This is a genomic window from Sphingobacterium sp. UBA2610 (genome assembly GCF_002339225.1).
GTDB classification, from domain to species: Bacteria; Bacteroidota; Bacteroidia; order Sphingobacteriales; family Sphingobacteriaceae; genus Sphingobacterium; species Sphingobacterium multivorum.
The window spans coordinates 353,128-379,743 of sequence record NZ_DDKA01000001.1 but is presented as its reverse complement, the minus strand read 5'-3'; the positions used below and the strand labels follow the sequence as shown (position 1 = coordinate 379,743).

18 protein-coding genes are annotated in these 26,616 nt (G+C 40.8%); 15 read left to right on the top strand and 3 right to left on the bottom strand.

Annotated elements, in window-relative coordinates; all coding sequences use genetic code 11:
- Positions 1–3,156, bottom strand: a complete 3,156-nt coding sequence (locus tag B4Z47_RS01735; protein ID WP_201638968.1) for a sensor histidine kinase — start codon at positions 3,154–3,156, stop codon at positions 1–3.
- 173 nt (positions 3,157–3,329) lie between these two features.
- Between B4Z47_RS01735 and B4Z47_RS01730 the strand changes: the two genes are divergently transcribed.
- The 6 genes from B4Z47_RS01730 (at position 3,330) to B4Z47_RS01705 (ending at position 13,453) form a co-directional block, all read left to right on the top strand.
- Entirely contained in the window at positions 3,330–4,490 is a 1,161-nt protein-coding gene (locus tag B4Z47_RS01730) for an aldose epimerase family protein (RefSeq protein ID WP_201638969.1), read from the top strand.
- 196 nt (positions 4,491–4,686) lie between these two features.
- Positions 4,687–6,732: a beta-L-arabinofuranosidase domain-containing protein gene (locus B4Z47_RS01725; protein WP_286726623.1), complete on the top strand. Its 2,046-nt coding sequence runs from the start codon at positions 4,687–4,689 to the stop codon at positions 6,730–6,732.
- Positions 6,733–6,772: 40 nt separating this feature from the next.
- A complete protein-coding gene (locus B4Z47_RS01720; RefSeq protein ID WP_286726622.1) occupies positions 6,773–8,617 on the top strand; it encodes a glycoside hydrolase family 2 protein in 1,845 nt (614 codons plus the stop codon).
- Between the two features lie 90 nt (positions 8,618–8,707).
- Positions 8,708–11,182, top strand: coding sequence for a glutaminase family protein (locus tag B4Z47_RS01715; protein ID WP_201638971.1), 2,475 nt, complete (start codon positions 8,708–8,710; stop codon positions 11,180–11,182).
- A 53-nt stretch (positions 11,183–11,235) separates the two neighbouring features.
- Positions 11,236–12,324, top strand: a complete 1,089-nt coding sequence (locus tag B4Z47_RS01710; protein WP_201638972.1) for a family 43 glycosylhydrolase — start codon at positions 11,236–11,238, stop codon at positions 12,322–12,324.
- Positions 12,325–12,391: 67 nt separating this feature from the next.
- Positions 12,392–13,453, top strand: a complete 1,062-nt coding sequence (locus tag B4Z47_RS01705; protein WP_201638973.1) for an acyltransferase family protein — start codon at positions 12,392–12,394, stop codon at positions 13,451–13,453.
- Here B4Z47_RS01705 and B4Z47_RS01700 read toward each other — a convergent pair.
- Complete coding sequence (locus B4Z47_RS01700; protein WP_201638974.1) at positions 13,445–14,389, bottom strand: alpha/beta fold hydrolase; 945 nt, start codon at positions 14,387–14,389, stop codon at positions 13,445–13,447. The two genes, B4Z47_RS01705 and B4Z47_RS01700, sit on opposite strands and share 9 nt — an antisense overlap.
- 424 nt (positions 14,390–14,813) lie before the next feature.
- On the opposite strand from B4Z47_RS01700, the gene B4Z47_RS01695 reads away from it, so the two are divergent.
- From B4Z47_RS01695 to B4Z47_RS01660, 8 genes are all read left to right on the top strand, one after another.
- Positions 14,814–16,319 (top strand): ankyrin repeat domain-containing protein, encoded by a 1,506-nt coding sequence (locus tag B4Z47_RS01695; protein WP_201638975.1) that lies wholly within the window; start codon positions 14,814–14,816, stop codon positions 16,317–16,319.
- A 118-nt stretch (positions 16,320–16,437) separates the two neighbouring features.
- On the top strand, positions 16,438–16,923 hold the full coding sequence (locus B4Z47_RS01690) for a DUF2271 domain-containing protein (protein ID WP_070567915.1): 486 nt from the start codon (positions 16,438–16,440) through the stop codon (positions 16,921–16,923).
- 13 nt (positions 16,924–16,936) lie between these two features.
- A complete protein-coding gene (locus B4Z47_RS01685) occupies positions 16,937–19,135 on the top strand; it encodes a PepSY domain-containing protein (RefSeq protein ID WP_201638976.1) in 2,199 nt (732 codons plus the stop codon).
- Between the two features lie 85 nt (positions 19,136–19,220).
- Positions 19,221–20,201, top strand: a complete 981-nt coding sequence (locus B4Z47_RS01680; RefSeq protein WP_201303556.1) for an FAD:protein FMN transferase — start codon at positions 19,221–19,223, stop codon at positions 20,199–20,201.
- Positions 20,202–20,527: 326 nt separating this feature from the next.
- Positions 20,528–21,085, top strand: a complete 558-nt coding sequence (locus B4Z47_RS01675) for an RNA polymerase sigma factor (RefSeq protein WP_201303555.1) — start codon at positions 20,528–20,530, stop codon at positions 21,083–21,085.
- Between the two features lie 12 nt (positions 21,086–21,097).
- Positions 21,098–21,436 carry a hypothetical protein gene (locus B4Z47_RS01670; RefSeq protein WP_046675405.1) on the top strand — a complete coding sequence of 113 codons (339 nt, stop codon included), beginning with the start codon at positions 21,098–21,100 and terminating at the stop codon, positions 21,434–21,436.
- 238 nt (positions 21,437–21,674) lie between these two features.
- Positions 21,675–21,968: a hypothetical protein gene (locus tag B4Z47_RS01665; RefSeq protein ID WP_070567901.1), complete on the top strand. Its 294-nt coding sequence runs from the start codon at positions 21,675–21,677 to the stop codon at positions 21,966–21,968.
- Positions 21,969–22,043: 75 nt separating this feature from the next.
- Entirely contained in the window at positions 22,044–22,499 is a 456-nt protein-coding gene (locus tag B4Z47_RS01660) for an Hsp20/alpha crystallin family protein (RefSeq protein WP_070567899.1), read from the top strand.
- A 658-nt stretch (positions 22,500–23,157) separates the two neighbouring features.
- Here B4Z47_RS01660 and B4Z47_RS01655 read toward each other — a convergent pair.
- Positions 23,158–23,742 (bottom strand): DUF4126 domain-containing protein, encoded by a 585-nt coding sequence (locus B4Z47_RS01655; protein WP_112376080.1) that lies wholly within the window; start codon positions 23,740–23,742, stop codon positions 23,158–23,160.
- Positions 23,743–24,008: 266 nt separating this feature from the next.
- Here B4Z47_RS01655 and katG point away from each other — a divergent pair, with 266 nt between their 5' ends.
- On the top strand, positions 24,009–26,288 hold the full coding sequence (gene katG, locus B4Z47_RS01650; protein WP_112376560.1) for a catalase/peroxidase HPI: 2,280 nt from the start codon (positions 24,009–24,011) through the stop codon (positions 26,286–26,288).
- Positions 26,289–26,616: the final 328 nt, after the last annotated feature.

Sequence of the window (26,616 nt, the reverse complement as noted above, 5' to 3'; positions counted from 1 at the left end):
TTATGGGTTTGTATTGTGATTCAAAGGCAATGTCAAACTAAATACGTTCAATTGGAGGTCGTTTGTACTGTATAACAGGGTACCTTGGTGTTTTAACGTTAAGGACCTTGTCAATGCCAAGCCTAGGCCGCTTCCAGGAACATTCTTATTTTGTTTTAAGCGATTGAATGGTTCAAAAATTCTTTCCCTTTCTTCTGAAGGAATTAAAGCTCCGTCGTTTTTCACGGTCAATATAAAGATATTTTTCTGTTTATCCATATTCAAATTCACTTCAATATAGGATGAAGAATATTTAAGGGCATTATTCAAGAGGTTGTAACATATCTTGTCGAAAGCATCGGTATCTACTTGACCTATTATATCTGGCATAATGTGCGCTACCATCTGCTTTCCCTGAGCCTGGAGTGTAACTGTAAAATTGTTGATAATTTCCTGTACCGTTTGGCTTATGTTTTCCGATTCAAAGTGTAATTTGAAACCTTCCGTTTCGACCTGTCTAAAATCCAGTAATTGATTACTAAGGGCAATCAACTTCTCCGTGTTGTTTTGCATGGTCAATAGTAGCTTGTCTGTTACAGGATTATGATCTACTTTGTCCATAAGCTTCTCTAAGGGGGCCTTGATCAATGTTAATGGTGTGCGTATCTCGTGAGCAACATCGGTGTAAAAATTTATTTTTGAACGATAGAGTTCTTGCTCGCGTAGATTTTGTACGGTTAAAATGTGCTGTCGATTGCGCTGCTTGATCTTTTCATTGAAATGATAAATAATAAAGGCAATCAGTCCGGTAAAAAACAGTGCGTAGCAGATAAAAGCCGGTACACTCGCCCAGATTGGGGGAAGAATGGTGATTTTAAGAATGGCAAAAGTAGGAATCGTATTCCCATTGGGGTCTTCCGCTTTTACGGTAAAAACATAATTTCCTGGAGCAAGTTTGGTAAAATAAGCCCTTTGATTGCTTGTAATGTCTATCCAATTGTCGTCAAGACCGTCCATTTTATAACTATAGTGAATAGAGTGGGGGGCTTGGTAATGTAATGCTGCAAAATCAAGACTGAAGGATGATTCGTCATGTTTTAGTTTGATATTCTCAGTGAATAAGATTGATTTGGATAGAATATTTGGATCCGTATATTGATTGATTGCTCTATTGTTGATGTAAAAATTAGTAATATAAATCGGTATTTGATTCCTATAATCAATTTGGTTTAGCTTTTCCGGGTTGAAACGAATAAGCCCATTGATGGTACCGAAATAGAAGTTCCCATTGTCGTCATCAAAAGATGAATTGTAATTAAACTGAATTGTCGGTAGACCAGACTCCAAGTTGAAGATCCGTTTTCTTCCGTTGGGAAGATGGTAGCGTACCAGGCCTTTAGAAGTACTTACCCAGAGATTGTTTTGTTTGTCCTCTAAAAATGCGAGCGTGACGTTACTAGGCATTCCTTCCTCCAAACCAATGTTCTCAAAACTGTCCTGATTTGATTTTTTCTTTGCCATTCCGCCTTCTGTGGCTATCCAGATCTGGTTGCGCGAGTCCTCAAATAAGCTATTGATCCTATTGTTAGGCAAGGAATTGGAATCATTCTGACGATGTGTATAATGTTTGAAATAACGCGTGGACGGATTATAACAAAATAGTCCATCACGCCATGTTCCGACCCAGATATTACCCGTTTTATCTTCCAAAATAGTCGTATAAAACATGTATTCAGGGACATTGTCAATGAGGTGAAAAGACTTTTTTTCAAGGTTGAACTGGTATAAGCCACGAGTAGATGCAGCTATAATGTCTCCTTTTCGAGTTTTATAGAGATAGAAAAGAAAATTGCTTTGTAGATCAGAGGGGTTTGCATTGTTGTTGCGATCAATATGATAAATAACTTTTTGAAGCTTGGGCTCAAAAATGTCCAGGCCATTAACAAAGGTGCCAATCAGTAGATTGTTACCAATAGGAAGAACACCATGAATATTATTGTTTGCAAGATTCCCCTCTTTATCGGAGAAATTCTGGATATAACCAGATTTAGGGTCCAGTTTAGATAGACCTCCGTTTTCGGTACCTATCCATATATTTTGGTTGATGTCTTTTTTGATAATGCGTACGACAGAGCCTTTTAGGCTCCCGGGGCGATCTTGTGGAAGGAATTTTTCGATTATACTATTGTTCTTATGATAATAGTTAATCCCACCAAAATAAGTGCCCAACCAAATACCCTCATCTTTATCCTGTAGGATGTTATAAATGGCATTGTCAGATATTCCCCAAGGGTTTTCTTGTTCTTTCTGAATGTTGATGTAATGTCGGCTAGCAATTTGATAAATGAAGAGGCCAGACTCCGTTGCAAACCAATATTCATGATCATTTGGCTGTATAATATCTCTTACATAAAGAAATTGATGCAATTGATCTGGACCTAGGATGGATTTGAGAGATTTATCTCTAAAGTTGTAACTGTAGACACCCGTTTTTGACGTACCAATCAATAAGTCTCCGTCCCGGTTTTCCATTATTTTCTCAATACTAAACCAATCCTTGGCGCCATATTTTGCTTGAAAGTCAAGCATGAGTTCGGGTTTTCCAGAGGAACCTATCTGAAAGATCTTACCTTCGGGAGTTCCAAAAAATACAGTTCCATTTTTTGTGCAGCTTAGAGACGTAATATAGAGGTTGGATTTTGTAAATTGTTGGATTGTGTGACTAACTAAATCATGGCAAAAGAGCATTCCATTGGATATAAACCAAATCCTTTTGCGTTGATCGGTAATAATAACGGGAACATCCGCATTTTCAAATTGTTTGCTCAGCAGTCTAAATTGCTCGTCGACGGGGTCGTAGCAATAAATTCCCTGATCTGTTCCAATCCAAATTCTTTTTCGAAAGTCTTCTTTCAGCGAGATAATATTATTGCCCCCTAAGCTGTTTTTTCCAGATTTTGATGCATCAAAATGTTTGAAATTGTTACCGTCAAAGCGATTTAATCCATCTTTTGTACCGAACCAAAGAAAGCCTTGACTATCTTGCATACTACAAATGACAGCATTATTTGACAATCCTTCATTGATTTGATAATGATTGAAATAATAAGGTTGCGCATGTAGCAACGAAGGGAGCAACAAAAAAAATAGAAATCGTAAAGGCTTCAGGTTGATCATGATCATTTGGTTATTGATACAAAATAGTGCTAAAATGAAACAATTTAATCTTAAAATTTCTAAAAAAATTAAGACTTTAGCCTATATATTGTAATCGCTAAAATTATAAAAAATCTAGAAAAGGACGTAAGTTCTATCTAAACAAAGATTATAAACCATTTAAAATATTACGAATGAGAGGAAAATTGACCTTGCTTGGTCTTTCTGCAATGCTCGCTTTTTGTGTGTCTTGTCAGCAATCGACTGGTTCCAAAACTTCAAAAGCAGATTCTTTATCGGCCTTCATGGATACCGCACAGTTCAGCGGAACTATTGATCAAAAACAGGCTTATCTATATGAACTGAGCAATAAAAATGGCGTACAAGCTTATTTTACCAATTTTGGTGCACGTTTAGTGGGATTATGGGTGCCTGACAATAAGGGTGAGTTATGCGATGTGGTTTTGGGTTTTTCTAAAGCGGCTGATTATAATAATCCCAAAGAACCCTTTTTTGGTACTATTGTAGGGCCTTTTGGTAATCGGATCGCCAAAGGCAAATTTAAGTTGGATGATAAAACCTATACATTGGCAGTAAATAACGGTCCTAATACGCTGCATGGCGGTTTTAAAGGTGTGCATTTTGCCAATTGGACATTAAAATCGTCAGATAAATCATCCCTTACATTTGCTTACACCTTACCTGACGGACACGAGGGCTTTCCAGGAAACATCCAAATGGAGGTGACTTATACGCTGAACGATAATAATGAATTGATGATAGCTTATCGTGCTACTTCCGATAAAAAGACGGTGATCAATTTGACCAACCATGCTTACTTTAATTTAAACGGTGAAGGAAGTGGTACCATTCTGGATCATCAGCTTCAATTGTTTGCCAATGAATACACACCAGTAGATAGTACACTAATACCCACAGGGCAATTAGGACCGGTAAAGGGAACAGCTTTTGATTTTACAACCTTGAAACCGATAGGAAAAGATATTAATGCCAATGACCAGCAGCTTAGTTTTGGAAAGGGCTATGACCACAATTTTGTCTTAAGTAAAGAGAAAGATGGCGACTGGTTTAAAGCGGCACATGTGATCGGTGATAAATCAGGGGTGGTCATGGATATTCTGACAACCGAACCTGGTATTCAATTTTATAGCGGCAACTTTATGAACGAACAAGTACAGTTGAAGAATGGTAAAAAAGATTCCTTTCGTACGGCTTTTTGCCTTGAACCGCAGCATTTTCCGGACGCTCCGAATCAGCCAGCTTTTCCAACAACAGTCCTAAACCCGGGGCAAGTATATCAAACGAAATCCCTGTATCGTTTTTCAGTAAAATAATACATATTTAATAATGATTGGTTTGAAAGTATACCACTGAAAAGAGGTGTACTTTCTCTGTTTAATAGACTTTAAAACGTTTTAGGTTGTATTAATTATTTGATACAAATAGGCAGTTTTTTGAGAAAAATCAATCATCCAACTCATTCATTAAACCTTATTTTTGGATAATCTGTTATAAACTAATCAAGCAATAATGACAAAAAAAATCGGTTTATTATCTTATTTAATTGGAATTTGTTTTCTAAGTTCAGCGCAAAGCCATGTCGTAACTGCTGTTGATCATCTGCCGGTGGAGGGGAAAAATTTAAGTTATATTAATAACCGATTGCCTTTAAGACAGAATGCCTTGATAAAATTACCCGTGGGCAGTATCGTCCCCGAAGGTTGGCTTGGGAAGTATCTGGAGCTACAGAAAGATGGTCTCACAGGCCATCTGGGCGAAATTAGTGCTTGGTTGTCCAAAAAAAATAATGCTTGGTTAAGTACGGATGGGAAAGGAGATTATGGCTGGGAAGAAGTTCCTTATTGGTTAAAAGGCTACGCTAATTTGGGCTACATCTTGAAAGATCCTAAAATCATAACGGAGTCAAAGATCTGGTTAGAAGCAGCGCTAAAAAGCCAGCGTCCTGATGGATACTTTGGACCATTGATCCTACGTAATAACAAACCGGATCTTTGGGGAAATATGTTGATGCTATGGTGTTTGCAATCTTACTATGAATATAGCGGTGACCAACGTGTTTTAACGTTGATGACCAATTATTTTAAATGGCAGACCAATTTGCCGGATAGTTTTTTTCTCAAGGACTACTGGGAGAATAGCCGTGGTGGCGACAATTTGCTATCCGTATATTGGCTCTATAATAGAACACAGGGGAATGAATGGCTGATGGATTTAGCGGATAAAATCCATCGGAATACCGCCAATTGGCGCCAGAAAGATGATTTGCCGAATTGGCATAATGTTAATGTAGCGCAGTGTTTCAGAGAGCCGGCAACCTATTATCTGAAAAGCCAATCGAGTGAAGACCTGAATGCGACCTACGCTAATTTTCATTTTGTCAGGCAGGTATTTGGTCAGGTTCCAGGCGGTATGTTCGGTGCCGATGAAAATGCACGTCCAGGATATACCGATCCCCGTCAAGGGGTGGAAACCTGTGGTATGGTCGAACAGATGGCGTCCAATGAAATCCTTCTTGGGATAACAGGCGACCCATTTTGGGCAGATCATGCGGAGGAAGTCGCTTTCAATACCTATCCAGCAGCCGTAACAGCAGATTTCAAGGCCTTAAGGTATATTACAAGTCCAAATATGACCATCAGCGACAGCCATAATCATGCTCCCGGGATTGATAACAATGGGCCATTTTTAATGATGAACCCCTTTAGTTCACGTTGTTGTCAACATAATCACAGTCAGGGCTGGCCATATTATGCGGAGCATCTGTATATGGCAACGAATGATAATGGTGTTGCGGCAGTACTTTATGCCGCATCAAAAGCTGAAGTCAAAGTCGGAAACAATCAAGCCATTCAGATCAGACAAGAATCCAATTATCCGTTTGAAGAATCGCTGCGATTTGAAATAGTAACACATGGTAAAACGGTTGATTTTCCCTTTTATCTCCGTATACCAGCCTGGGTGAAACAAGGAAAAGTAACCGTTAATGGTAAAAGCCAGGCTGTGGAAGGCGGTGCAAAATATATTCGGATTGAACGGAAATGGAAAGACGGTGACAAAGTCGAACTTTCCTTACTGATGACCATAGATCTGAAAACATGGACAGCCAACAAGAATTCAGTTAGTATTCAGCGTGGACCATTGACCTATGCACTCAAAATCAAAGAGAATTATGTGAAAAAGGACAGTAAGGCTTCGGCAATTGGGGATTCCAAATGGCAGGAGACTGCAGATCCATCAAAATGGCCATCCTATGAAATCCTTCCTGCAAGTGAGTGGAATTATGGACTTGTACAAAATCAGTTGCAAGCTGTTGATCAATTAAAAGTTGTCAAACGACCATGGCCTAAAGATGCATTTCCTTTCGACGCAGAAGCAGTACCCATTTCGATTCTTGTGAAAGCGAAACGTATTGATGGATGGAAAATTGATGAAAATGGACTAACGGGCGTATTGCCCCTGAGTCCTGTGGAAACAAAGGGTGAGGTGCAGGAAGTTGAACTGATTCCCATGGGTGCAGCACGTTTGCGCATTGCTGCTTTTCCAACGGTGAAATAATGTAAATACGATATATAAATAAATGACTTAACGATTTTTTATGATGAAGAAAACCCTATTTTTTGCCAGTTTGATGATAGCAGCACAATTGAACTTTGCTCAGGATTGGAAACCCGCAGGGTCACATATATTAACCCCTTGGGGCGAGAAAGTAACGGCCCAAAAGCCACATCCTGAATATCCTAGACCACAATTAACCAGAACCAATAACTGGCAGAATTTAAATGGACTATGGAAATATGCTGTCACTCCAGTAGGCACTAAAGAGATTCCTCGTCAATGGGACGGAAATATCCTTGTTCCTTTTGCTATTGAATCGGCATTGTCTGGTGTTGGTAAAGAGGTCGGAAAAGATAAAGCCTTATGGTATAATAATACCATAACATTGGACAAGTCTGTCAATAAAAATAAAGTCCTGTTGCATTTTGGCGCGGTAGATTGGCAATGTGACGTTTATATAAATAACCAATTGGTCGGAAGACATGAAGGGGGCTTTGATCCTTTTTCGATGGATGTGACAAGCTTTCTAAAGAAAGGAGCAAAACAAGAAATAGCCATTCGGGTATGGGATCCGACTGATGATGGACCTCAACCACGCGGTAAACAGGTAAATAAGCCGAATGGTATATGGTACACACCAGTTACGGGAATTTGGCAGACCGTTTGGTTAGAAAGTGTTCCACAAACTTATATAGTGAGCACCAAACAGACTCCGCGATTGGATGATGCTGTCTTGGCCTTTCAAGCTTCCGTAGAAGGAAGTCAAGCCGGTGACGAGATAAAGGTGCGTGCATTGGATGGCGGAAAGCTTATTAAAGAACAAATAGGACAACCCAATACATCTTTTGATCTTTCGGTACCCAATTTGGAGCCCTGGTCGCCGAGTAACCCTAAGCTCTATGATTTGGAAATTCAGCTAATTCGAAAAGGAAAAATCGTAGACCAGGCGAAAAGCTATTTTGCCATGCGGAAAATAGCTATGCAGAAAGACGAAAATGGTGTTCAACGTTTAATGTTAAACAATAAGTTTACCTTCCAATATGGTCCCTTGGATCAAGGCTGGTGGCCAGATGGTCTACATACAGCACCCACGGATGAAGCGCTGAAGTTTGATGTTGTTAAAACAAAGGAAATGGGATTCAATATGATCCGTAAACATATCAAAGTAGAACCGGCGCGTTGGTATCGATACTGTGATAGTATAGGTATGCTTGTCTGGCAAGACATGCCTAGCGGCGATCTTGGCGGAAACCATTGGGATATGCAACCAGGAAAGATTTCAGGAGGAAATAGGGATAAAGTACGTTCGCAGGAATCTGAGGGTTACTACAGAAAAGAGTGGAAAACCATTATGGAGGTATTGCACAACTACCCAAGTATTGTCATCTGGGTACCTTTTAATGAGGCTTGGGGGCAATTCAAAACAAAAGAAATAACGGAATGGACAATAGCTAATGATCCTTCTAGACTCGTAAATAGTGCCAGTGGTGGTAACTTTATGGAAACTGGACATATCTTGGATATCCATAATTATCCAGATGCAGCCATGCCTGATCCAAATTTGTTTGGCGCTAAGCAAGTGCTAGCATTGGGTGAATTTGGTGGTCTGGGATTACCAATAGACGGACATTCCTGGCAACAGAAAGACAACTGGGGATACCAAAGTTTTAAAAATAAAACGGAATTATTGGAGCGCTATAAACGCCTGATCCATGACTTGACACGTTTAATTCCTATGGGATTGTCTGCCGCTGTTTATACACAGACAACAGATGTGGAAGTAGAAACAAATGGTTTGATGACCTATGATCGTAAAGTTGTCAAAATGCCTGAAGCGGAATTGAAAGCTGCACATCAGGCGCTTTATAATGCACCTACCAAATAATTGATAGCGATATGGCCGCAACCCGAGTTGCGGCCTAAATTTATCGCTGAAAGTATACCTGTCAACCTAAACCTATTTTATACGAAATCAATGAAATTAAAATTACTAATTGCAACGGCTATTGTATGTCAATCGGTATCGTCGTTTGCACAAAAACAAGTCCTTAAGAATGAGCTTCGCGCGCCTGCCTATCCTTTAGTAACAATTGACCCCAATACAAGTGCCTGGTCCTATAGCAACGAATTAAATGCGGATGTTGTACGACATTGGACCGGAAAATCCTTCCCCTTATTGGGTGTCCTTAAAGTGGATGGGAAATCCTATCGCTTTTTGGGCAAAGAAGAAGCGGAACTCTTGCCTCTGGCACGGATGGGGGAACATGCAGCATGGAGGGGAAGTTACGTTGTCAGTGAACCCGCCTCCGACTGGATGAAACCTTCATTTGATGCACGGCAATGGAAGACGGGGGCAGCACCATTCGGTACCAAGGACAAAGAACCCAATGTGGAGACTGATTGGCAGGAACCTAAAATTTGGATTAGAAGGGAAGTTGAACTGACTGAGGATCTGACAGGAAAATCTGTATATATAGAATTTACACATGACGATGACGCTATTTTGTACGTCAACGGTATTGAAGTTGTTAATACAGGTAATTCGACAGGTAAAAATAGTCGGGTCAAACTGCCCGAACATGTCGTAAAAACATTGAAAAAAGGAAAAAATATACTGGCGGGTTATTGCTATAATAGGGTAGCGAACGGATATTTTGATTTTGGACTCTTTACAGAAAAAGAAGGTAGCATTCATTTTGACAATGAGGCGAAGCAGATCGCTTCCAATGTGCAGGCAACACAGACACATTACACGTTTAATTGCGGGCCCGTCGATTTAAATATTACATTTACTGCGCCGATGTTTCTGGATAAATTGGACTTAATGGCTAGACCCGTAAATTATCTTTCCTATATGGTCCATGCGAAGGATGGAAAGAAACACCAGGTACAACTTTATTTGGAGGCAGCACCAAATTGGGCACTGAATTCTCCACTTCAAGATGCGGCAAGCAGTTCCTTTATCTCTGGAAATCTCCAGTTTGTAAAGACAGGAAGCAAAAGCCAGCAGATTCTAGGAAGGAAAGGTGACGACCTACGGATAGATTGGGGGTATTTCTATATGGCTGGTGCAAAATCAAAGACAAAGTCCGCGGTCGGAAGTAGCCATCAATTACGCTCTAATTTTTTGAAGAGTGAAAATAGCTCTTCTTCAAATGGAGGTCAACAATTGGCACTGATGCAAACTTTTGATGTTTCATCGAGCTATCAGGATAAGATCTTGTTGGGCTATGATGATCTGTACTCCATCCAATATTTTGGGCAAAATTTACGGCCTTATTGGAATACTAGTGGAAATAGTACGATTGAGAAGCAATTTGAACTGGCCGACAAAGAGTATGCTGCTCTTAAAAAAGCTGCTGATAAATTTGATGCCGAATTATGGGGTACAGCGCTGCGCAACGGAGGCGAGGACTATGCAGCACTATGTGCCCTGGCCTATAGACAGGCAATCGCTGCCCATAAACTTGTCAAGGCACCCAATGGTGATCTGCTTTTACTGTCCAAAGAAAATGATAGCAATGGGTCAATAGGAACGGTTGATGTAACCTATCCTTCAGCTCCGATTTTCTTATACTATAATCCGGAATTGGCAAAAGCACTAATGAACGCTATTTTTTATTATAGTGAAAGCAATAAGTGGACAAAGCCTTTTGCGGCGCATGACGTTGGAACCTATCCTTTGGCGAATGGTCAAACCTACGGAGGGGATATGCCTGTCGAAGAATCAGGCAATATGCTGATATTAACTTATGCTTTATCCAAAGTTGAAGGCAATGCAGCTTATGCCAAAAAACATTGGAAAGTTCTATCTACCTGGGTAGATTACCTAGTCGATAAAGGTCTCGACCCCGAAAATCAGTTGTGTACAGATGATTTTGCAGGCCATTTTGCGCATAATGCCAATTTATCAATTAAAGCTATTTTAGGTATCGCATCTTACGGTTATCTGGCCCAAATGCTTGGTGAAGAGGCTACGGCGAAAAAGTATCTGACCGAAGCAAAAGCAATGGCGATGAAATGGAAAGAGATGGCCGAAGATGGGGATCACTATAAGTTAACTTTTGATAAAAGTGGAACCTGGAGTCAAAAGTATAATATGGTCTGGGATAAATTGCTTAAGATGGATGTTTTCGACCCTTCTATCCGTGAAACTGAAATTAAATACTATCTCGGCAAACAAAATAAATACGGACTTCCCCTGGACAATCGTCAGCCTTACACCAAAACGGATTGGATTATTTGGACGGCGACCATGGCAGATGATAAGCCTACCTTTGAGGTATTTTTGAAGCCAGTCTACCGTTTTATGAACGAAACAACCGATCGCGTTCCCATGTCGGATTGGACCTATACAGACCGTCCTGAAAGAGCTGGATTTAAAGCAAGATCCGTTGTCGGGGGCTATTTTATCAAAATGTTGGAAGAGAAATTGGGAAAAGCAAAATAGCTTTCCCATGATATAGAAAATAATATAAATAGAATAATAAGATGTTGAATGCAATGTTGTTCAGATATTGGATTGGCGGAGTTGCCGTACTGAACCTGTTGAGCTCCTGTGGAAGCGCTACAGGTTCAGTGAAGCCGTCGGGACAAATAACAAATGCTACGGCTCAGCATAAAACCTATAGCAATCCGGTTTTTGAGCCCATACTTGCTGATCCTACAGTCGTTAGAGACCCACAGCGCAAAATGTTCTATGCGTACGGGACAGCCGACAATTGGGGCGACGGAAAGGGGCAACGTTTGGTGTCTATTCTACAATCGGCTGATCTTGCTCATTGGACTTGGATTGGTACGGCCTTCAGCTCAAAACCAGGTTGGAAAGTTGAAGGCGGAATCTGGGCACCCGATGTGGTGCAGTTAAATGGTAAGTATCTCTTATATTATGCCTATTCCACATGGGGTGATCCCAATCCCGGCATCGGTGTAGCCCTAGCAGCTAGACCGGAAGGCCCCTTTATCGATCAAGGTAAACTTTTTGATAGCAAGGAGATCGATGTGCCGAATTCAATAGACCCTTATTTTTTTACGGAAAATGGGCAGAACTATCTATTCTGGGGCAGTTTTAGCGATGCGAGCACGCAGGGTACATATGGTGTTGAACTGGATAAAAATGGGACAGTGGTACCCGATTTAAATAAAAAATTTAAAGTTGCCGCAGGAGATTTTGAAGCCGTTGTGATTCATAAACGGAAAGGGTACTATTACTTTGTCGGGTCCAAAGGCTCCTGTTGTGAAGGAGAAAAAAGCAGTTATCATGTTCTTGTGGGGCGCTCTCGTGATCTGAAAGGACCCTATGTGGATCAAGAAGGCCGCAACCTTACACAGCGGGGGAGTGGAACGCTGTTGTTAAAAGGAAATGATCAATTTGTGGGGACAGGTCACACTTCGCGCATTATTACAGACGACAAAGGAAAAGATTGGATACTCTATCATGGTATTGATCCAAAGCAGCCTCGTGTCGCTACGGGGGGAAATCGCCGGATGCTATTGTTGGATCAGGTTGTTTGGGATAGGGACTGGCCCAAAATTGAAGGGGCAACCAGCAGTGTTGCGCCGCAACCGGCACCAACGTTTAATACTAAATAGAATTTTCAATAGCTAGCAGCGGATCTCCGATCTTCGTCGGTCTTAATTTTCGCTGCCAATAAAAAATATGATACATCAAACGAAGAAACATTTTGAACTTCTTGACGCCATGCGTGGGGTAGCCGCAATCGCAGTCGTCCTGTTTCACTTTATGGAAATTGCACAACCGGATTATCGCAATAGTTTTATTCCACATAGCTATTTAGCCGTTGATTTTTTCTTTTGTTTATCGGGTTTTGTCATTGCCTATGCCTACGATCAGAAGCTGGCCACAATCGGTCTAAAACGATTCTTTCTCTTGCGTTTGCTGCGATTGCACCCATTGGTTATCATCGGTACGTTGATTGGTTTATTCGCATTTATTTACGATCCATTCAGCAGTTTGGCTGGCTCATTTTCTGTTTTGCAAAAGATGGGGATGTTTATTAGTGGGATAACGTTGATTCCATACCCGGTTGTACCAGAACGCTATTTTAATCTTTTTCATTTAAACCCACCTACATGGTCGCTATTTTGGGAGTATATCGCCAATATAGCCTATGCTTTGGTACTGGTACGGATTCCAAAAAAGTTTCTTTGGGGGATAGTGCTCCTTGGTGCAGCAGCGCTATGTGCCGAATCATTTCGTTCGGGCTATTTAGCTGTCGGTTTTGGAGCAGACAACTTTTGGGCTGGTGGAATTCGTTTATGGTTTTCGTTTTCAATGGGACTACTTATTTTTAGATCGAACTGGACCATTTCCAACAAGCTTCCTTTTTTCAGTGTTCTAGGTCTACTTGCCGCCGTATTTTTTATTCCATTTTCTGAAGCTTATGGTAAATACATTGATCCTATTGTCGTTATCTTCTATTTTCCTTTATTACTCTTACCGGGGATAGGAGGGCAGCCTGTGTTTGGAGGGGTCAAGAAGTTATGCAAGTTTTTAGGTGATATCTCCTATCCGCTCTATATCATTCATTATCCATTTATCTGGATTTTTATGAGCTATGTAGAACTTAATCACCCATCGAATAAGCAAATGGCTGTGATTATTGTTATTGGAATGCTGTTGTTGATTTTTTTATCTTTATTAGTCTTTAACTATTTAGATGAGCCTATTCGGAAATATTACAGTCGGAAACTAAAGTAAATGGCGATGAAGCCAGCTACTGATGAACTGGAATACCTCCATTTTGCAGTCTTCATTAAGAATTTCATGCCGCATGCCTGCATATAATTTAAGGGTTATATCGGTCTGTCCCTGTGCCCTTAACTGTGCCGCACTTTTTTCAACGCCTATTCCAAAATCTCCAATTGGATCATCCTGTCCGCTGATAAATACAATTGGTAGGTTTTTTGGGATATTCTTGGTAGCCTCGATAGCTGTCGCTTGCAAGGAAAGGTCTAATACGGTATGAAACCCATTGTTGGTAAACAATCCCCCACAAAGAGGATCTTCCAAAAATGAAATACGGTTTGCCTTACTTATGCTTAACCAATTGCTATTATTTTGGTTTGGCTCGTTCTTAAACCGGGCATTATTGCGTTTGTCAAAAATACGATTGATCAATTTACTTCTTCTTTTAGGGGCAATACTATTGAGAAGAGTGAGTAGAAGGCGAAAAGCTGCGGAACCTTTTTGACGTTGGCCTGTCCCCACGATAATGGCCCCCTTAAATTGCCGACCAATTTTTTGTAAAACACAACGTGTAACAAAGGATCCCATGGAATGCCCTAAAATAAATTGAGGCAGTTGCGGATAGGTTTCACGTAAGAAGTTGCTCATTGTAATGGCGTCATCAATAAGTTGTTCTTTAGCCCCATGCTTTTTAAAATAACCCAATTGATCGACCTGTAGCGCCGTTTTTCCATGGCCCAATTGATCGTAGCTTAAAACCGCAAAATTCTGTGTAGTCAGATAACTGGCCAATTCTTCGTACCGACCACTATGTTCCTGCATGCCATGAACCAAGAGTAATGTTGCCACTATTTGATTGTCGTCGGGTAAATACAGACGATAGAAAATTTTATGTTCAGGTTCAGTCGTTGCGCTGATTGTATAAAAATTGGAAACTACCTTGCTCATTATACCACTTTATTTTAAGTAAAGTAAGATAATTTTAGTGCATTTGCAAGTTTAACAATCTTCTTTCAGATGTTGTTCGGATGAAGCCGAAAGCCTTTCAGGGCAATTGATCAATAAAAATTAGCACGATTAATTTTTGTGGTTTGGGAATATTTTTTAGATTTGCATTAATTTAGAATTAATTTAAATAAAGTAGTTGGTCTATTTTAAACATGGGCTTGTCTGTATGCAGAAATTGTTGCAAACATCGAATTCGGAACGCATCCATGTTCTAAAAATATACGCGTTTACACATATTCTGATGAAACCAACACGATATATTCCGACCCGTGTTATCGTATAATTAAAGCTCAATTTGCAGAATAATTGAGTAGGGAATGAATAGGTTATGTTGCTCCATCACCTTCAAAAGACAAATAAAAGAATGAAAAAGACACTTTTGGCAGCTTTATTATTCGCTGCATCTTATGCACAGGCGCAGACAAACTCGTTGATGAACGGCGAGTTCTGGAAGGGCAAACCTACATTGACCGTTGTTAAAGTAGAAATCAGCAAAGGAAATAGCCCTTCTCAGCCGAATGCGGCATCCTTTGATCCGGTCACTATGGCTATATTAAATGGTGCTCCGACTGATGTCGTCAAATTCATGATCGAACAAGAAGGGAATAGTGTAACCAAGAAGACACATCACAGCCGTAGTTATTTACACTGGGCAGCGTCAAGTGGAAATGCTGAATTGGTCGATTTTTTAATAGCGAAGGGATCTGATGTCAATTACCAAGATAGCCATGGTTACCCAATTGTCGCTTATGCAGCTTCAACAGGAAATACAAATACTGCTGTGTATGATGCCTTGTTTAAAGCAGGTGTGAATCCCAAACAGAAATATGAAGGTGGTGCAACTTTGATGATGCTTGCAGCGTCTGCAGACAAGGACCTGGCATTGACGGATTATTTCATAAAAAAAGGATTATCTATTCAAGATAAAGATGAGTCGGGCCGTACGGTAACGGATTATGCTGCTAAACTTGGAAATACCGCGCTTATGGAGAAATTCATCGCCCGTGGTGTAAAGCCAACCAACAATGCGTTGTTTTTTGCGACTCAAGGTTCTAGACAAGCTTCTAACGGTTTGGCGGTTTATACCTATTTGGTTGAAAAGTTCAAATTGGATCCTAAGGCGGTAAATAAGGAAGGTGCTACGGTACTGCATGCTTTGGTTCGTAGGCCAGATATGGATGTGATCAATTATTTTTTGGATAAAGGTGTAGATGTCGCAAAAGCTGACAACGAAGGAAATACGGCACTTATGGTGGCTGCTAGTGGTAAAGATGCTAAATTGGTCGAGTTGCTGCTTACTAAAGCGAAAAATGTGAATGCTGTAAATGAAAAAGGAGAATCTGCATTGACTAAAGCAATAGCAAATGGAACTCCTGAAGTAGCTGCGGCATTGGTTAAAAATGGAGCCGATACCAAGGTATTGGATAAGGAGGGCAATAACTTAGCGTTCTATTGGTTTAATTCTTACAAGGAATTGCCACAGGGGGGCAGACCAGGTGGTCAGGGAAATGTGTCACAAGGGGATGAGTTTAAAGAAAAATTAGCGATCCTTAAGACGAACGGATTGGACGTTATTGCTCCGCAAAAAAATGGTAGTACATTGTATCATTTGGCAGTAGCCAAAGAGAATGTGAAGCTTATCCAGAAAGCTAGCGAACTTGGAGTAGACATTAACGCACAAGATAAAGAAGGAACGACGGCACTACATAAGGCAGCTCTCCTAGCTAAAGACGATTCCATATTAAAAACATTGGTTTCGCTTGGTGCAAAAAAGGAATTGAAAACAGAATTCGATGAAACAGCTTATGACCTGGCGAAAGAGAACGATTTCTTAGCTAAGTCCAATGTGCAGCTTGACTTTTTGAAATAAGACAACATCGTATTTCAGTGGTATTTCTAATCATATCGATGAAATATCCCGATAAATAATAGAAATATTGGTAACGCTGAACGGACTACGGATACCTTAAAATTAGATACAATTGAAGATGAATAACATATTTAAAACAACGATAGCCACTCTTTTATTTTCAATGGCAGCCCTAAGCTCTTTCGCACAGGCAGCTAAATATAAGTGCATGATCCAAATGAATGCCTACGAAGGTGAGAAAGCCTACGTCGTGATTTCACTGATTAATCCTAGTGGAGCTTACGAAAAAACACTCGCCGTATTGGGATCTGATAAGCAATGGTATAATACGATCAAGGAATGGTACAAGTTTCAAAATAAGACCAAAGAGAAGCTAAATGCGGTGACGGGTGCGTCAGTTGGTGGCGGTGACCGTGCCATGCGTACATTGGATATTGACGAATCGAAGTTCAACAAAGGGTATAAACTCCGTTTTGAATCTGCTGTAGAGGAACAAAAATATCATACTGCCGATGTTGAAATCCCTTTAACAAAAGAAGCCATTACCGAAAAAGCGAACGGCAAGGGATACATCAAACTTGTCAAGTTAAATAAAATACAATAAAAGAGGGGTAAAAATGCTGGTATCTATTTGGAGGTATGCACATTTAGCCTTAGCTATTGTTTCTTCTGTCTTTTTACTTTTATTATCGATAACTGGCGTAATATTGGCCGTTGACGCTGTAAACGAAAAAATTCCACCTTATCGGGTTGAACATATTGAAACTTTAAACCTTGCGCAGTCCGTAACAGCCTTGCGCAAGGTTTATCCCGAAATCATAGCGATTTCGGTAGATCACAATCAATTTGTGAGTATTGATGCCATAGACGCTGATGGCAATACCGTGAAGGGTTATATTGATCCGAATACCGGGCGTCTGCTTGGTCCCCAATTGAATAAGTCCCAATTTATTCAATGGGTTACAGCTTTACACCGCTCGCTCTTTCTGAAAGTGACCGGCCGGGTGATTATTGGTGTGGTTTCATTTCTGTTGTTTCTTATTACTATTTCAGGAATTGTTCTGATTGTTAAGCGTCAACAGGGCGTTCGACACTTCTTTGCCAAAATCAATCGGGACTTTTTTGCCCAGTATTTCCACGTTGTTTCAGGACGTTTATTTTTGATACCAATTTTGATATTGGCCCTAACTGGTACCTATTTATTCCTGGTACGTATTGAAATCTTAAAGAAGCCGAATCAAACCATCGAATATCCCAATAAGATGAAGGAAGATATCGAATTGGAGGTGGCAAAATTTTCAATATTCCAAAATACAAAACTTGTTGATTTGAAGACCTTGGAGTTTCCGTTTATGGAAGGCGATCCTGACGAATATTTTGTATTGAAGCTTCGCGATCGGGAATTGACCATCAACCAGTTGAATGGAAGCTTGCATAAAGAAGTCAAGTACCCCTTTACTGCATTGGCCGAAGAGTTGTCTTTGGACCTTCATACGGGTAAGACCAATATTATATGGGTTATTGTACTGGGGCTCGCATCGTTGAATATTGTGTTCTTTATTTATACAGGGTTCGTCATTACATTCAAGCGCACGCGTACAAAAATCAAGAATAAATATAAACCTGAAGAAGCGGAGATTGTTATTCTTTTCGGAACGGAAAATGGAAGTACGCTGTTTTTCGCCAATCAGATCCATAAACAGCTCTTGGCGGATGGGCAAAAATCGTTGCTGCTCGGAATGAATCAATATCAATGCTTTCCAAAGGCAAAACACTTGCTTGTGTTTACTTCGACATACGGGCTAGGAACAGCACCCTCCAATGCACTTCAATTTGAACAAAAGCTCAATAGCCATCCACAAAAACAAGATGTACAATTTTCGGTTCTCGGCTTTGGTTCAAAAGCCTATCCCGATTTTTGTGCTTATGCGCGCGAAATTGATTGTTTACTAGAAAAACAAGGTTGGGCTTCGCGTTTAACAGACTTACATACCGTTAATGATAAGGATGTTGATGAACTTATTTCATGGATACATGACTGGTCTTCGCAGGCCACTATTGCACTCGCTTCTGCACCAGCTATTTATAGTGCTAAAGTTGTCGGACTGACGAAATTTAAGGTGGTAGCGAAGTCTGCTGTTTCAGCGACTAACACGACCTTTACTTTAGTGCTGAAGCCTGCAAGTAAAATTAACATGCAATCGGGCGATTTATTGGCAATCTATCCCGCGCAAGATCAACGTGAACGTTTTTATTCGATCGGCTACAAAGATGGAATGGTGCAGCTCGTGGTGAAATTGTTTCCTGATGGATTTGGTTCTAGCTTCCTCTATCGATTGGAAACTAATCAAACCCTCCAGGCACGTGTCATGGTTAATCCAAGTTTTCATTTCCCGAAAGCAGCAAATGCAGTCGCTTTAATTGCGAATGGTACAGGGGTAGCACCCTTTCTTGGCATGATTTCAGAAAATGAAAGTAGGACGCCTTTGCGTCTGTATGCTGGTTTTCGCCATCGAAATGAAATGACTGCGCACTATGTGGATTTTGCTGATGAGCAGATAAAGCTGGGACATCTGCAGCAGCTTGAACTGGCTTTTTCGCGCGAGGAAAATCCACAATATGTCATGGACCTGATCCGTCGGGATGCGCTATATTTTGTCGAATTGCTTGAAAAAGGAGGTTGTGTATTGCTTTGTGGTGCATTGCGTATGCAGCATGATGTTGAACATACTTTAAATGAACTTCTCCTGGCGCATGTCGGCAAAACTATTGCCGACTACAAAGAAAGTGGACAAATCTTAACGGATTGTTATTAGTAAATTGATGGTACAATGGTAAATCCCGTCACGAAGACTACTTTTGGTATAGATCGACTTTATAATTCCTTTTTGGATCAATCTCATGAAGAACAATAAACAATGTGCCCTGCTTTTAATGCTCTGCTTTGTGTCCATTACTTCGGGGATTGCGCAGGTCTTGGTCAAGCGGCAGGTTACCCTTATGGGCTCTGTTTTTGAAATCAGCTTGGTAGATCGGGATAGCGCGATTACAAATCAGCATATCGATGAAGTCATCTCCGAAATAGATCGAATAGAAAACCTGATTTCAGAATGGCGTCCGCAAACCCAAATAGCAGCGGTGAACCGCAATGCAGGAATTAAGCCCGTTAAGGTGGATAGGGAAGTATTTGAATTAACAAAGCGAGCGATCCAGTATGCCCAAAATTCAGGCGGAGCCTTTGATATTAGTATTGTTGCCTTGGATAAAGTTTGGGTATTTGATGGTAGTATGACCACGATGCCTACGGAAGATCTGGTTAAAAGGTCTGTCGCCAAGGTGGGCTATCAACACATCCGTCTCGACAGTGCATCTTCGACAATTTTTCTGGAATTGCCCGGTATGAAGATCGGTTTCGGCTCGATCGGGAAGGGCTATGCTGCTGATCGTGGCAGGGACATGATGAAGGCAAAGGGAATTGAAGCAGGTATAGTTAATGCTTCCGGAGATCTTTCGGCTTGGGGAAACCCACCCCGGGGGGACGCCTGGAAAGTGGGTGTAAACAATCCGTTCAAACCCCATCAAATGGTCAAAGTTCTTCATTTGAATGAAATGGCCGTAGCAACTTCAGGCAGCTATGAGAAATACGCGGAGATCAATGGGAAACGGTATTCACATATTATAAATCCAGTGACAGGTTATCCAGCTACGGGATTAACTTCAGTGACGATTTATGGACCTTCCGCCGAGATTGCAAATGCCCTCAGTACCTCAATCATGGTACTTGGTGAGAAAGAAGGAAAAAAATTAATTCAGCGTTTCCCTGCATACCGTTATATTTTTATTACCGATAACGGTAAAGTCATTCAGCAGCGGTGGAAGTAATAGACCACACAGCATCATTTTTTTTCTGAAAGTGTCTGATCTTATTGGCCAGAAAGAACCTTCAGTTTGCTTTCATTGCTGTTGGTGTCTGCGAAGTCATGAAGGTTTTGTTTTATTCCCGATAAAGTAGGTTGAATGCATCAGCTATTAGCTGATTATCTCGTATCTTTATCCGAACAAAGCGTATACGAAAGAAGACGGTAGAGAACGTGTGCTTATTGGTCAGAAAGTTGAAGTCAGCAAGAAGAAAGATTCATGAAAATAATTTAAAGTAAAAGTTTGACTAGTTCGTCTATGCTGCTATGGACATTGCATACCAAAATCATATGGCAGAAAAAAATTCCAGATCATTTACGGATATCGTTAAGACTTATGGAAGTCAGCTGCTACGTTTTGTTAAGGGAAGGGTAAAGAAAACGGAGGATGCAGAAGATATCTTACAGGAAGTCTGGTATCAATTTAGCCGTTTGACCAATATGGACGAATTGGAGAATGCGGGAGCATGGCTCTATGCTGTCACACGAAATAAGATTACAGACAGCTACCGGAAAAAGAAAAGTGAATCGCTTGATGAGCTTATAGCGGGTGACGAGGATAGCGAAAGTACGTTTCCTATTCGTCAGCTCCTTTTAGCTGACGACTCCAATAATCCTGAGCTAAAATTATTTAAGGATATTTTTTGGGATGAGCTGATGAAAGCATTGGAGGAATTGCCGGAAAAACAACGTCGGGTTTTTGTGCTCAATGAACTGGAAGAGAAAACTCTTCAGGAAATTGCAGTCATGGAAAATGAGAACCTAAAGACGATTATCAGCCGAAAAGGGTATGCAGTGAAGCACCTGAGAATACGGTTGCGAAGTTTGTATGAAGAATTAAAATTTTAAAAGGATTAAGCTATGAATGGAAGAATGAAAAGACAGCGGAAGGGTAAATTCGCTTTTATGGTTGTCGCTATCATCGTTGGTGTTTTTTTGTTGGTAGCATTACTACAATATTTGTGGAATACATTAATGGTTGATATTTTCAATCTGAAAGCAATTACCTATTGGCAGGCGCTGGGACTCTTTGTCTTGTCGAAAATCTTGTTCGGCAGGGGCTTCGGTAAACCGGGAGGTGGCCGATTCCGACGGGATTTTCCGCCTCAGATGGAAAAAGGAGAAGATCTTTCCGATGAGGAAAGGGAACGTTTGCGCGAAGAATGGAAGCGTCGTTTTGGAGGACGATGCGGGTTCTGAAAAAAAGAATAAAAATTTTAAAGTAAAAACTGTTGTTGGGCGTCTTCTTCTATAAAGGCGCCTTTTTTTATGCCGATATCCTGATGGTAAACAAGTAACAGAACGCGAGGATCTGTCAGCAGGGATGTTGGATAAAACAAATAGTTAATTACAAATACCAAATGATCTAGGAAAATTCTATGTGCAATGTGCTGAAAATAGATATAATCCGCAATCATTTTTAAAAAAATGTATTCAAATGAAAAATAAACTTCGATTTATATTGCCACGCCTTATTGTGCTTACGGCAATAGCAGGATTAGCAACATTGATTATTGGGACGATCTTTAAGCTCTTGTTGTTTGGGACAATTCTCTTTGGTATAGGAAGCTTTGCCGCGGCAAGAATGCGTAGAAGAGATAGACAAGCATTCAAAATGGATAGGGCTCCGGTATATCCGAACGTTCACCGTCATTATAACACTGTGGTTGCAATTGTTCCATTACAAGGGCAAAAACGTGCTAAGAAAGCAACAATAGTTCCAGTTTACTAAGGTTAAAAATTGCAAGACGAGGAAATTCATCCCACATCAGTTTACACGTATTATTCAATATTAAAAATTAAAGACATGTTTAAAAGAAATCATTATACCAACGGATATTCAAATCATAATAAATTTTGCGGACAACATTTCAAAGACCGCTTTGAAAAATTCCAACAACAGTTTTTTGATGGTGAAGCCGGGCACAATGCTGGCGTACAGCAAGCTGTTCCTGTAAATATTGCCGAAAATCAAGAATTCTATGAAGTGCAGCTTTTTGCCGCTGGACGTAAGAAAGAACAATTCCAAGTCAGCATAAATGACGGGATACTGAAGATTTCATGTACAGAAAACACCCAGGACAATGCCATAGATTATATCTATAAAGAGCAGGATGGATTGGCATTTGAACGTGAATTCCAATTAAATGAACAAGTACTTACAGATAATGTGCATGCAAGTTTCGAGGATGGGGTATTGACGGTTATCCTTCCAAAAGATCTTGAAAAAGTAAAACGGCCACAAGAGGTTGTTATTGATTAGTAAAAACCAGTTTTGATCTGGGCGCACATCAAGGCTGCTGATGTGCGTAGCCTTAAATCAGCGTAAGAGCTGATGTTGAAAAAGGACAGCATCGAATTTTGCTGTCCTTTTTCTGTCTCTTAATTTACCGCCAACCGGTGCCCAAAAGCAGTGAACAGTAAACGAATTTCGAATAGCTGTTTGGCACTATGGTCCTTATATCCGTACTGCTTTTCTAAGTATTCCCAGAATTTGTCTCGATTGTTGATCATTGCCATAATAACCTATTTGGTCTTAGATCAAGATAATCTCAAAACGGAAATGTACTAACACCAGATTATAGGTAACAACAATTTTTAATCAATTTTTAAACAGTATTCAATCATTGTTTATTCAGTATGCACTGAGCGATCACTGAACAAGAACTGAGCGAGCACTGAACAAGCACTGTCAAAAGGCATAACATGATACCTGCCAGATATTCGCTTGATTGAAAGGTATAAAGGTTAGGGATTTGGAGTTTACGCAGCTATAGATCAGCTAGGGCTATAAGATGGTTACAATATCCCTAGTTGGTTTGTGCATGCTAAACTGGCTTCTATCTGTGCTGGTGAGGCTTGGCTTTATTGTAGCTCGTATGGCACTGTGTGAAGTTTATTTAGATGTTATGTTGTGAAAGCTACTCCGTTCTTTTAAGTTTTTTATTGAGTTGCTCTTTGCCAAATCGCCAAAAGAAATAGAATAAGCCTATAACAACTATAATTGCCATAAAGGGCACAAATATGGCGAGTATGGTCAAAATGGTTGAACCGATGGTTTCCATGGTCGAGATCATAAAATTGCCAAAACCTGCCGTCCCAACAGACGAGACTGCACGGGTACCAGCTAGCGCTGTGCTGATGGTCGCCGCGGTACCGCCACCAGCGATGATTGCCATAGCCCAGCGGAAAAAGGGTGAAATATCTGTAAACTGTATGGCAAAAAGTAAGGTGCCGGCTATCGTCGCGAGAGGAATTGAAAGGCTGTCCAATATATTGTCAATAAAAGGAATGTAATATCCTGCTATTTCCAGGATCATGGCTAGGCTTGTAGCTGCCAAAACAATAGGTGAGCCCGCCCAGGCCAATTCATTGCCAACCTGGAACAATTCAAGCCGACAGCCAAGGCTCAATAAGAATAGCGGCATGAAAACCCGGAAGCCGGTAGCTGCAGCCAGACTCAAGCCTATAAAAGCACTTACCAAAAATGTGGATAGCTCACTCATGGTCAATATTTTTGATACAACCTAATTATAGAATAGTAAAAGAATCGCTTTTGTTTTTCAGACTTCCAAAAATCGTCATATTCTAGCTGCTCATTAAAAGATGATTTTTAGCATTTTATATAATTATATATTGTGTATATAGATTTTGATTATAGTGTATCGAATCATTCGATGTACAAGTGGGATCTCATTTGTGTAATTTTATGAAAGTGGGAGTCAAACAATTTGATCACTTAAGATATTATATAAATAAACTTTCTTTTCTTATGGACAACAACGAAAAAGACATTAGCAAATGCCCATTTCATAATGGTACGATGCGCAACGCCGTTGCGGGAGGGGGAACTCAAAATCAGGACTGGTGGCCAAATAGACTTCGTGTAGATCTGTTGAGACAACACGCGAGCAAGTCAAATCCGATGGACGAGGGCTTTGATTATGCGGAAGCATTTAAACAATTGGATTTAGAAGCCGTAAAAAGAGATTTGCATGCCTTGATGACCGATTCGCAGGACTGGTGGCCTGCTGACTTTGGACATTATGGACCATTATTCATCCGGATGGCTTGGCATAGTGCAGGAACCTATCGGGTAAGCGATGGTCGAGGCGGAGCTGGGTCTGGGCAACAACGTTTTGCACCACTGAATAGCTGGCCTGATAATGTGAGTTTGGATAAAGCACGTCGCCTGTTGTGGCCTATCAAACAAAAATATGGTAAAAATATCTCCTGGGCAGATTTATTGATTTTAACAGGGAATGTTGCTTTAGAGTCTATGGGCTTCAAGACTTTTGGTTATTCTGGTGGACGTGTGGATGCTTTTGAACCTGAATTGGATGTCTATTGGGGTTCTGAAAAAACATGGTTGGGCGGTGATGTACGCTATGCTCATGGTTCAGAAGGCGTAGTGGAATCACACGGTGTATTATCTGCCGATGATGATGCAGATGGTAAACAACATTCGCGCAATCTTGAAAAACCGTTGGCAGCGGTACAGATGGGATTAATTTATGTTAATCCGGAAGGACCAGATGGAAATCCAGATCCTATCGCGGCTGCAAAAGATATACGGGATACTTTTGGTCGGATGGCGATGGACGATGAGGAAACTGTCGCTTTGATTGCTGGAGGGCATACGTTTGGAAAAACACACGGAGCAGGTCCTGCCGACAATGTCGGAAAAGAACCTGAAGCAGCCGGCATAGAACAACAAGGGCTTGGTTGGAAAAGTACCTATGGCAGTGGAGTAGGAGCAGATGCGATCACGAGTGGCTTGGAGGTTATTTGGACACAGAAACCGACAGAATGGACCAATCTCTTTTTTAAAAATCTCTTCGAAAATGAATGGGAATTAACAAAGAGTCCTGCAGGAGCGCATCAATGGGTAGCCAAAGGAGCTGATTCGACTATTCCAGATCCTTTTGATCCAACTAAAAAACGTAGGCCAACGATGCTGACGACAGATTTGTCCTTGCGTTTTGATCCAATTTATGAAAAGATCTCGCGTAAATTTTACGAAGATCAAGACGCATTTGCCGATGCATTCGCTCGCGCCTGGTTTAAATTGACGCACCGTGATTTGGGACCACGAGAGCGTTATTTAGGTGCCGAAGTTCCTGCTGAGGAATTATTGTGGCAAGATCCTATTCCTGCTGTCGATCATGCTTTGGTCGATGCTAATGATATTAACATGTTGAAATCTACCCTATTGAGCGCGGGGCTCAGCACTGCAGAGCTCGTAACGACCGCTTGGGCTTCAGCTTCTACTTTCCGTGGGTCTGACAAGAGAGGTGGTGCAAACGGTGCGCGGATACGGTTGGCTCCGCAGCGTTATTGGCAAGTCAATAATCCAGCACAATTGCAAAAAGTTCTTACTGCGCTTGAGCAAATTCAACAGGACTTTAATGGAAAGCAACAGGGCGGAAAGAAGATTTCCTTGGCAGACTTAATTGTCTTAGGTGGTGTTGCTGCGATAGAGCAGGCCGCTCGTGCAGCTGGACATGCTGTCAACGTACCGTTCCATCCGGGGCGTATGGATGCATCACAGGAACAGACGGATGTAGAATCCATGGGCTATCTTGAGCCAATTGCGGATGGATTTAGAAATTACCGTAAAGGTGCTTATACCGTGTCTACGGAATCATTATTGATCGACAAAGCACAATCACTTACGCTATCTGTTCCGGAACTAACGGTATTGATCGGCGGACTTCGTGTTCTTCAGGCAAATTTTGATGGTTCTGCATTAGGAGTGATGACAGATCGGCCAGGCCAATTGACGAATGACTTTTTTGTCAATCTATTGGATATGGGAACAGCTTGGAAAGCCATCTCTCCGGATCGGGAAGTTTTTGAAGGATCAGATCGTAAATCTGGTGTTAAAAAATGGGAAGCCGGACGTGCAGATCTTGTTTTTGGTTCCAACGCTGAACTGAGAGCTGTTGCTGAAATATATGGCAGTGCCGATGCAAAAGATAAATTCGTACAAGATTTTGTGAAGGCATGGACTAAAGTGATGGAGTTAGACCGTTTTGATCTGCATCGCTAATTGTTAAGAATATCAGTTTTTCAAGAAGCCAGGTCCGACGCGAACCTGGCTTCTTGTTATTTTAGATTTATCCAGATAACCCTGAAATTAACCTTTTGCTCCGCCGCTAAGATTGGCTCAGATTTTTATGATGTACCTGACCAATATTTATCGCTATGGTCTACGACATGGACCAATTTATTTAATGAGAATAGCAGCCAAAAAAGAACCAATTTTTGCCTCTAATATCATTTTAATCTCACTTTAACCAAATTTTAATTTAATATATGAAGAATTATGGAATTTTCTTTGGGTGTTTCCTATTTTGTGAAATAAAATTCAAGATTTG